Origin of the sequence: Allocoleopsis sp., from assembly GCF_036703385.1 — a bacterium.
Classification (GTDB): domain Bacteria; phylum Cyanobacteriota; class Cyanobacteriia; order Cyanobacteriales; family Coleofasciculaceae; genus Allocoleopsis.
In genome coordinates this window covers 1-6,641 of the sequence record NZ_DATNPA010000712.1, presented here as the reverse complement: position 1 = coordinate 6,641, position 6,641 = coordinate 1, and the positions used below count along the sequence as shown (strand labels likewise).

The following is a 6,641-nucleotide window of genomic DNA, read 5'->3' as shown; positions in this document are numbered from 1 at the left end:
ACCAGCGCTCGCAGCGCCTCGACTCGGTCGAGATCGGCTTCTGGAGCGACAGGGTGTAAACCTTCGAGTACCTTGAGTCCATCTGCTGCGATGATACTGGTCTGACGATAGAGAGTAGCCTGCTCAGCTGACAACTGTCCGGCTAATCCAGCGGCTATCAACCCCCTTTGATTGGGTGTAATGCCGTTCTCGTTGTGGGCGTAAAGCGAAACTATACTCCGCGAAGGAGTGAAACTGACTTTCCCATTGCTGGTTGTGGGGAACGCTTCATTCAGGGCGCTGATAAAACTATCCGAAGTGCGTCCGGGAGCACGTCCAAGAACCTGGGATAAGGCATTAGACACTTGCCGTTCCATTAAGTTGGTACTGCCAGCACCAACAGTTTGGGACGTGCCCGTTTCATAAGCGGTTTGCTGGGTCTGAGCATAGCGGGTGAACGTGTTAGCCAGCGTAGTTAGGGGATCGTTTCTTTGTTCATTCCCTAAGCTTTTGCCGTTTGATGCATTTGTAGGATAGAGCTGGCTCATGACTAAGGTTCGCAGATTCTTCAGATGAGTGGCACGAGTGCGAACCAGCTGGGTATTTGCCCGCTCAATAAATCGATCGACTATTACTGCCATCGCTAACCTCTTCTTAATTAATTTTCGTCTAAAGGATTACGGCACTGAGTAGAGCGTTGCTCCTAAAAATTTCTGCAAGGTAGTTGTAATTTTCTTCCAGAAAGTCGTGAATCTGAATCGATTGGGCAATCGCTTGCCTACTTTTAGAGACATCGGTTAAATCCTCTATATTCTCTAAATTTTGGATTTTTTCAATCGCTTTTCCCCAGTTTTGGATTAACTTCTTGATGTCTTCGATCTCCGTGTCAGACAAACAAGTCCCTTGGCGACTCAAAAAATTAAGGGTTTCTTTCACTTCTTTTAAGTGAGCAATGAATTGAGCCATTCTTTGAAAAACCGATAATTTCCTCTGGGGGACTTGATTATCGAGAATACGGAGGATTTCCTCACTCCCCATACGCAGACTTTGAATTTGGTCAATTTCTTCGATAGGGCCTTTTCCTTGTTTGAGCGCCCCTTCGCCCTCACACAGTTTATGATGCAGATTGCAGCGATCCTGCTCGACGGGTTCAACCAATTCTAAGACCTGGGACGGTTTGTTATCTGTATTTAAAGGACCAATATCTTTGATGTCACATTCAGATAACCTTGTTAAGGTATTTTTCAGGTCAGTCAACGTCTGGTTCAGAGGCTGAGTGGTTTGAAAATAGATCTGAACGAGTTTGACTGCTGCTAACAACCCGTCAAAGTCTAAATTAACCTTACTCAAGAAAATCTTGGTGTATTCGGTCGGGGATTGTTGCAGGTTTTGCAGTGCTTTCTGGAGTTCCGGAATCGCTAATCTGCAAGCCTCTTCAGCTGAGAACTCCAAGTTTTTAATTAAGTTTTGCAAGCAGACAATCAATTGTTGTTCGTCCTCCTCCAACTGACCAATCGATTCCCCTAAAGCTTGGATGAACGGTTGATATTTCAGGACGGTATTTTTTAGTGGAGGTGCTGGAGTGGGAACGATCGTCGGTTTATCGTTTTGCCAGAATGAACTGTTTGGAGTGGTAACGATCATCGGTTTATCTCCTTCCGAGAATGCGGTAGAAGTTGTTAGTAATGGTTTCTGGTGTGGCAAGCTGGCGATCGAGAACAAAACGGGCAATACTGATGGCGAAACGGACTGGTACAGTACCGGGGTCTTGACCTGCTGCTAAACGATGACCGGCCATTTCCACCATTTCCATTTCCGCTGGACCAAAATGAACCAGCTGAGCCAAGCATTGATCGCCAAACTGGTGGTAGGGTTGGAAGACCATCGTGTCCACAACCATCTCAGCGGCTGCATAGAAGGTCTTCATAAAGGCTGGCGGAATATCTTCAGGTGTCAGGCGCGGATAGAGGCGTTGCCAGACTCGCGTCAGGTCGGTAGCCATCTTGTCAAACCCCAAGCGTCGCAGCAAAATTAGGTTGATCGGCACCCGTAAATAGGGTGTTGGATGAGCCGACATGGAATTAAATTTCACCGTGCTGGCAGGCGATCGCCCTACCACATCCATCAGCGACTCAACGGTTGCTGGGCCACCAAGAACTAGTGCGAACATATCCGCCATCATCTCTTTGTGCCAGCGTGCCCACACCTGGGCTATATCAGGTGAGATACGCCCTTCAGTGGTCAGACGGTTGTAGATGCGGGCTGGGATTTCTTCCCATAACCCTAAGTCCGCTTGAAGATTGTGAGATGTTTCATGCAAGATGCTCGATAGTGCCCACACATTACTCAGTCGATGTTGAGGTAGCACGATCAGTGGGAAGGGGTTAGGGTTGCGTCGCAGCTTCGTGAGCGGGACACCACGTCGATAGGTAACTGGACTGAAGCCACTGTTGGCGTAGCAGAACGGTAAAAGTCTGGGAGTAGGTCGCGCTGTACCTAAGCGAAGATACAGGTCTTCGTAGCAATTAGCAGCAATTCGGTCTATAGCGCGCAACTGTTCGCCAAAATTTGAAAGGCGCTGAACGAACAAATCAAAGTAGAAGTCCCAAATCCCTTCTACGTACAGCACACGGTTACTCACAACCTGCTTGCGCTCTAGTAGCCGCTGTAAATTTTTACTGGTTGGTTCCCGTCGAGCCTGATTTGCTGCTGCCTCAACCCAGCGCGACTTCTCGATTAATCGTCTCTTGAACTTATCGATAAAGCGATTGGTGGCTTCGATATGCGCCTCGCTAGGTGCTGCTGGACCGGTACCAAATTCATCTTTGGTAAAGGCTCGTAGCGATTTGGCATGCTCGGTTAAATTAATCGACTGAATGGCTAGCCAGTTATCGAGCAAGTGTTGCTCGTCAGATGTTGTCGCACTTTGACTGCGGTTAGCCTGTGTCGATGCTCGTTGGGGTCCAATACCCGTCGGGCGGAGAGTGTCTCCTTTGGAGGTAGCCTTTCTAGAGGAGACTTGCGTAATAGTTGGGGCGGGTAAATTTGCCATAACTGCTGCATAGAATACTCATCACTGTCAAGAGATTTTTTATTGCTCTACAGGTTGGGGTCATCGTCTTGCGGCTGGTTCTGGCACGGCATCGTTCATCCGTCTTGAAGGCCGTACTCGTTGTCGAGACTGGTGGCGATCGCTGTGGGGTAGCGCAGTCCGTTGGTACAGCACAGCGTTGCGCGTAATCGCGCCTTGCACCACATCTGGGTTGCTCAGCACCCGATGCGCCATTGCCGCCATTGTGCTTGACACTAGCGATCCATCAATAGGCTGACCTTGGCGAGCTGCTACCCTCAATGCTGCAACAGTCCGGCGTTGAATCGTCGGCAGTAATCGTAGCAATTGATTCCCTGGCTCTCCTTGCTGCTGGAAAGTGCTGACCAGTCGTGCAGTAGCCTGAGCCATCAATGGCAGAATATGCCGCAACGCCCGTCGTCCTCCCATAGCCGAGACAGTAACAGGCAAAGCCGCAGCAGCAGCGGCTCCGGCTTCGGCTTCGCTTTCTGCCTCAGCAGCGGTGGCGGCTAGGAACTCGCCGAGTGCCGCCTCGTGTGCTACTTCATTTAAGGCAACTTCCGCTTCCGCCTCATTGCTACCAAACAACTCAGCCTCCATGTTTTCTGCTTCCATTTCAGCCTCGTTGAGCAGTGAGCTAGCTATCTTAACTCCCATCCCTATTGGTGACATGCCAACCACGTTCGCTGCCACAGGAGCTAGTTTCTTTGCGATTGGTACTACCTTTTTTGCAACCTTTTTAAACCCCTGTCCCACCTTTTTAAAGACATCCTTCAGGGAGAAATATTCGCCCTCATTCTCCAGTTCCGGGTTAGAGTAGGGATTCTCATATTCCCACTCATACTCAAGTTCTGCACTCGAGTAAGGATTGCCATAAGGATTTGCCTCTTGGTTCTCCCACTCATACTCAAATTCTGGATTTGAATATGCCTCTTGGTTCTCCCATTCATACTCAAATTCTGGATTCGAGTATGCCTCTTGGTTCTCCCATTCATCCTCAAATTGTGGATTCGAGTATGCCTCTTGGTTCTCCCACTCATCCTCAAATTCTGCACTCGAGTAAGGATTGGCATAATGACTTGCCTCTTGGTTCTCCCACTCAGCTTCAAATTCTGGATTCGAGTAGGGATTGCCAGAGTAGGGATTCTCATATTCCCACTCATCCTCAAATTCTGCACTCGAGTAAGGATTGCTGTAGCGAACTGCTTGCTCGTGTGCGGCAGGAGCCTCGAAAAGAGCTTCTTGTTGGTTGGCCATTTTTGAACTTCTCCTTGTTGGACTGTTACAGAAAGGACAGGACATAGGTTCAGCTAGAGCAACAGTGTGTTGCCGGATAAGGGTATTACGAGTCATGGCACGCATTAAGAGCTGAGAGTTACTCAGTACCTGCGCCGCCTGTAGCGCCATTAAACGCCTGACTAAGTCAGAATTAATGGCGTGACCAGATTGCTGAGCTGCGTGCAAGCTTGCAACGGTTCGACGCAGGATAGTTGGGATGAGCCGCAGGAGTTGGCGACCAGCTGACCCGCGTCGGTGTAAGAAGCGGACTAGCTGAGTGGTGCTGTGTACGAGCGTTGGCATCACATGACGTAATGCTCGCTTTCCCCCCATACTGCTAATTGCAATAGGCACAGCGGTGCCTATTAGGGCTTCTGCTTCGCTTTCACTCTCGCAGTGCGTCGCCTCAGCGGCTAAAACCTCAGTTAAAGCCGCATCGCGAGCAGTCTCAGTGGCAGCGACTTCCGCTTCAGCTTCATGGGTGCCAAAGAATGCGGCTTCCATTTGCTCAGCTTCCATCTCACCTCCCTCAGCCAAAGCGCTAGCTGCTGCACTGGCTAGAGGTTTTGCGTTAGCGACCACACCGGCTACAACAGGAGCTAGGCGCTTAGCGGTAGGTGTCACGTTTGCTGCTATTTTTTTGATGCCTTGCAAAATTTGATTAATAGAAAAAATTTCGCCTGGGCTATCGTCTTCGATTTTTGGATGGGAGTAGTGGAAAGTTTTGTCAGTTCTCCTCTCATCCTTCTGTTTTGAATTGGCAACGGGAGCTGATTCGATCTCCTTTACAGTAGTACCTGCGCTCTTGCCGTTGGCACGCCTATTCATAATGTTGTTCTCCCAGCATGAGGTCATTAGTGTGGGTTGGTAAATCTTCGTAAAGCGATCGTGAATTTACTAATGAAGCGTTCCAGCCATGCTAGTGCATGGCGGCAAAAGTTTCCTACAGTCGTTGCCAACTTTGCCCAACTGGTAGGCATCTGCCATCCCAGCTAGACCTGCACCTAGAATGATGATTTTCTCGTCTATTTCTGGTGCTTAAAGCTCAATCTAGTACAGTGCGGCGTAAGTTTTATTCCCATCTCACAACCTAATCTTGACCGTAAGCTTGAGTCGGAAAAATGGGATTTTATTTACGCTCTGCTGTACTAACCTTGCTTCTGATTATTAATAGGTGTCAGCAAAATCAACTTATACACTTTTCTAAAAATTAGGCATATATATTCACTACCCACATCTCCTGAAACTCTGTAGGGGCGAAGCATTCGCGTTTTATCTTTTCGGTCGTACCCAAATATTTCTGCGCGAATGCTTCGCCCTCAAGTTCGAGGATTATACGATCGCGTGAAAGGGCGTTAGCGAAGCGGTAGCGATAGCGCAGTGTTAGCGCAGTGTTAGCGCAGTGTTAGCGAGGAACGAGCGTCAGCATTTGGAACGAAAAATCCTGGTTTTTGCCTCTAATCTATCGCCCAAATGCTTCGCCCCTACAGCATCTTGGGACTTATGGGTAATGCATAGTATTAAGGAGGGCTGGGGGGATCGAAGGGGCGAGAAAACACGCCTTAGAGTGATGCAAGAGCGATAGATATCAGTTGACAAGGAAATCGCGACGCCTTCCTTTCATTCCCCTACCTCCGCCATTAAATTTTTTTTTCTTGTAATCAATACCAGGTCGGAGCTGCAGGGTTGTGTCACTCCCTGAGTCTTTCCCATTTCTATCTGAGAAGTGTATGAGTTGATTTCGCGTACACCTATTAATAATCAGAAGGTAAATCAGCTTTTTCCAAATTCCAAAAGCACATTCTGATTACGGACTGTGCCTGATGAACCACGCCGGATTAGTGCTAGGGATTGAGCGCTAGAGAACGAAGCTAGAACGGGATACAAAGTTTAGGAGAAAACCAAAATGTTTGAACCGGCTAGACTACACGCGAATGAATTCGAGAACGAGTATGAAGACGAATACGAAGGCGAGTATGAAGACGAATTCGAGAACGAATTCGAGAGTGAGTATGAAGACGAATTCGAGAACGAATTCGAGGGTGACTATCTTTCATTTGGAGCTATTGGATCTTTGGCTAAGGCAGTACCCACCTTTGTAGGGGGTCTATCGAAAGTCGGAAAGGCAATACCCAACGTTTTTAACACTGTATCGAAAGTCGGAAAAACCACATCAAAAGTCGGAAAGGCAGCAGCACCCGCCATTAAAAAAGGCGCAGGACGGCTCCAATCGGCGGCTAAAAAAGCTCGTCGTCCCCATCCCGCAGGAAGGACTTCTCATCCCCATCCCGCAGGAAGGACTTCTCATCCACAT

The 6,641-nt window shown here is 48.6% G+C and carries 6 protein-coding genes; 2 read left to right on the top strand and 4 right to left on the bottom strand.

The genetic code is table 11. The features are described 5' to 3' along the window. From V6C93_RS33570 to V6C93_RS33555, 4 genes are all read right to left on the bottom strand, one after another. Positions 1 to 620 (bottom strand): hypothetical protein (locus tag V6C93_RS33570; protein ID WP_333481031.1); only part of this gene is annotated, 620 nt, incomplete at its 3' end. Between the two features lie 28 nt (positions 621 to 648). Further along, the gene (locus V6C93_RS33565) at positions 649 to 1,623 is read right to left on the bottom strand and encodes a hypothetical protein (protein ID WP_333481030.1); all 975 of its coding nucleotides are present in this window, start codon (positions 1,621 to 1,623) and stop codon (positions 649 to 651) included. 4 nt (positions 1,624 to 1,627) lie between these two features. After that, on the bottom strand, positions 1,628 to 3,031 hold the full coding sequence (locus V6C93_RS33560) for a hypothetical protein (RefSeq protein ID WP_333481029.1): 1,404 nt from the start codon (positions 3,029 to 3,031) through the stop codon (positions 1,628 to 1,630). Positions 3,032 to 3,091: 60 nt separating this feature from the next. Then, on the bottom strand, positions 3,092 to 5,155 hold the full coding sequence (locus V6C93_RS33555) for a hypothetical protein (protein ID WP_333481028.1): 2,064 nt from the start codon (positions 5,153 to 5,155) through the stop codon (positions 3,092 to 3,094). A 36-nt stretch (positions 5,156 to 5,191) separates the two neighbouring features. Between V6C93_RS33555 and V6C93_RS33550 the strand changes: the two genes are divergently transcribed. Together V6C93_RS33550 and V6C93_RS33545 are read left to right on the top strand one after the other, a co-directional pair. After that, the gene (locus V6C93_RS33550) at positions 5,192 to 5,323 is read left to right on the top strand and encodes a hypothetical protein (protein ID WP_333481027.1); all 132 of its coding nucleotides are present in this window, start codon (positions 5,192 to 5,194) and stop codon (positions 5,321 to 5,323) included. 910 nt (positions 5,324 to 6,233) lie between these two features. Further along, positions 6,234 to 6,641 (top strand): hypothetical protein (locus V6C93_RS33545; protein WP_333481026.1); only part of this gene is annotated, 408 nt, incomplete at its 3' end.

Excerpts from the sequence above, each read along its gene's own strand:
- V6C93_RS33555 (WP_333481028.1), bottom strand. The coding sequence starts at position 5,155 with ATGAATAGGCGTGCCAACGGCAAGAGCGCAGGTACTACTGTAAAGGAG.
- V6C93_RS33565 (WP_333481030.1), bottom strand. The coding sequence starts at position 1,623 with ATGATCGTTACCACTCCAAACAGTTCATTCTGGCAAAACGATAAACCG.
- V6C93_RS33560 (WP_333481029.1), bottom strand. The coding sequence starts at position 3,031 with ATGGCAAATTTACCCGCCCCAACTATTACGCAAGTCTCCTCTAGAAAG.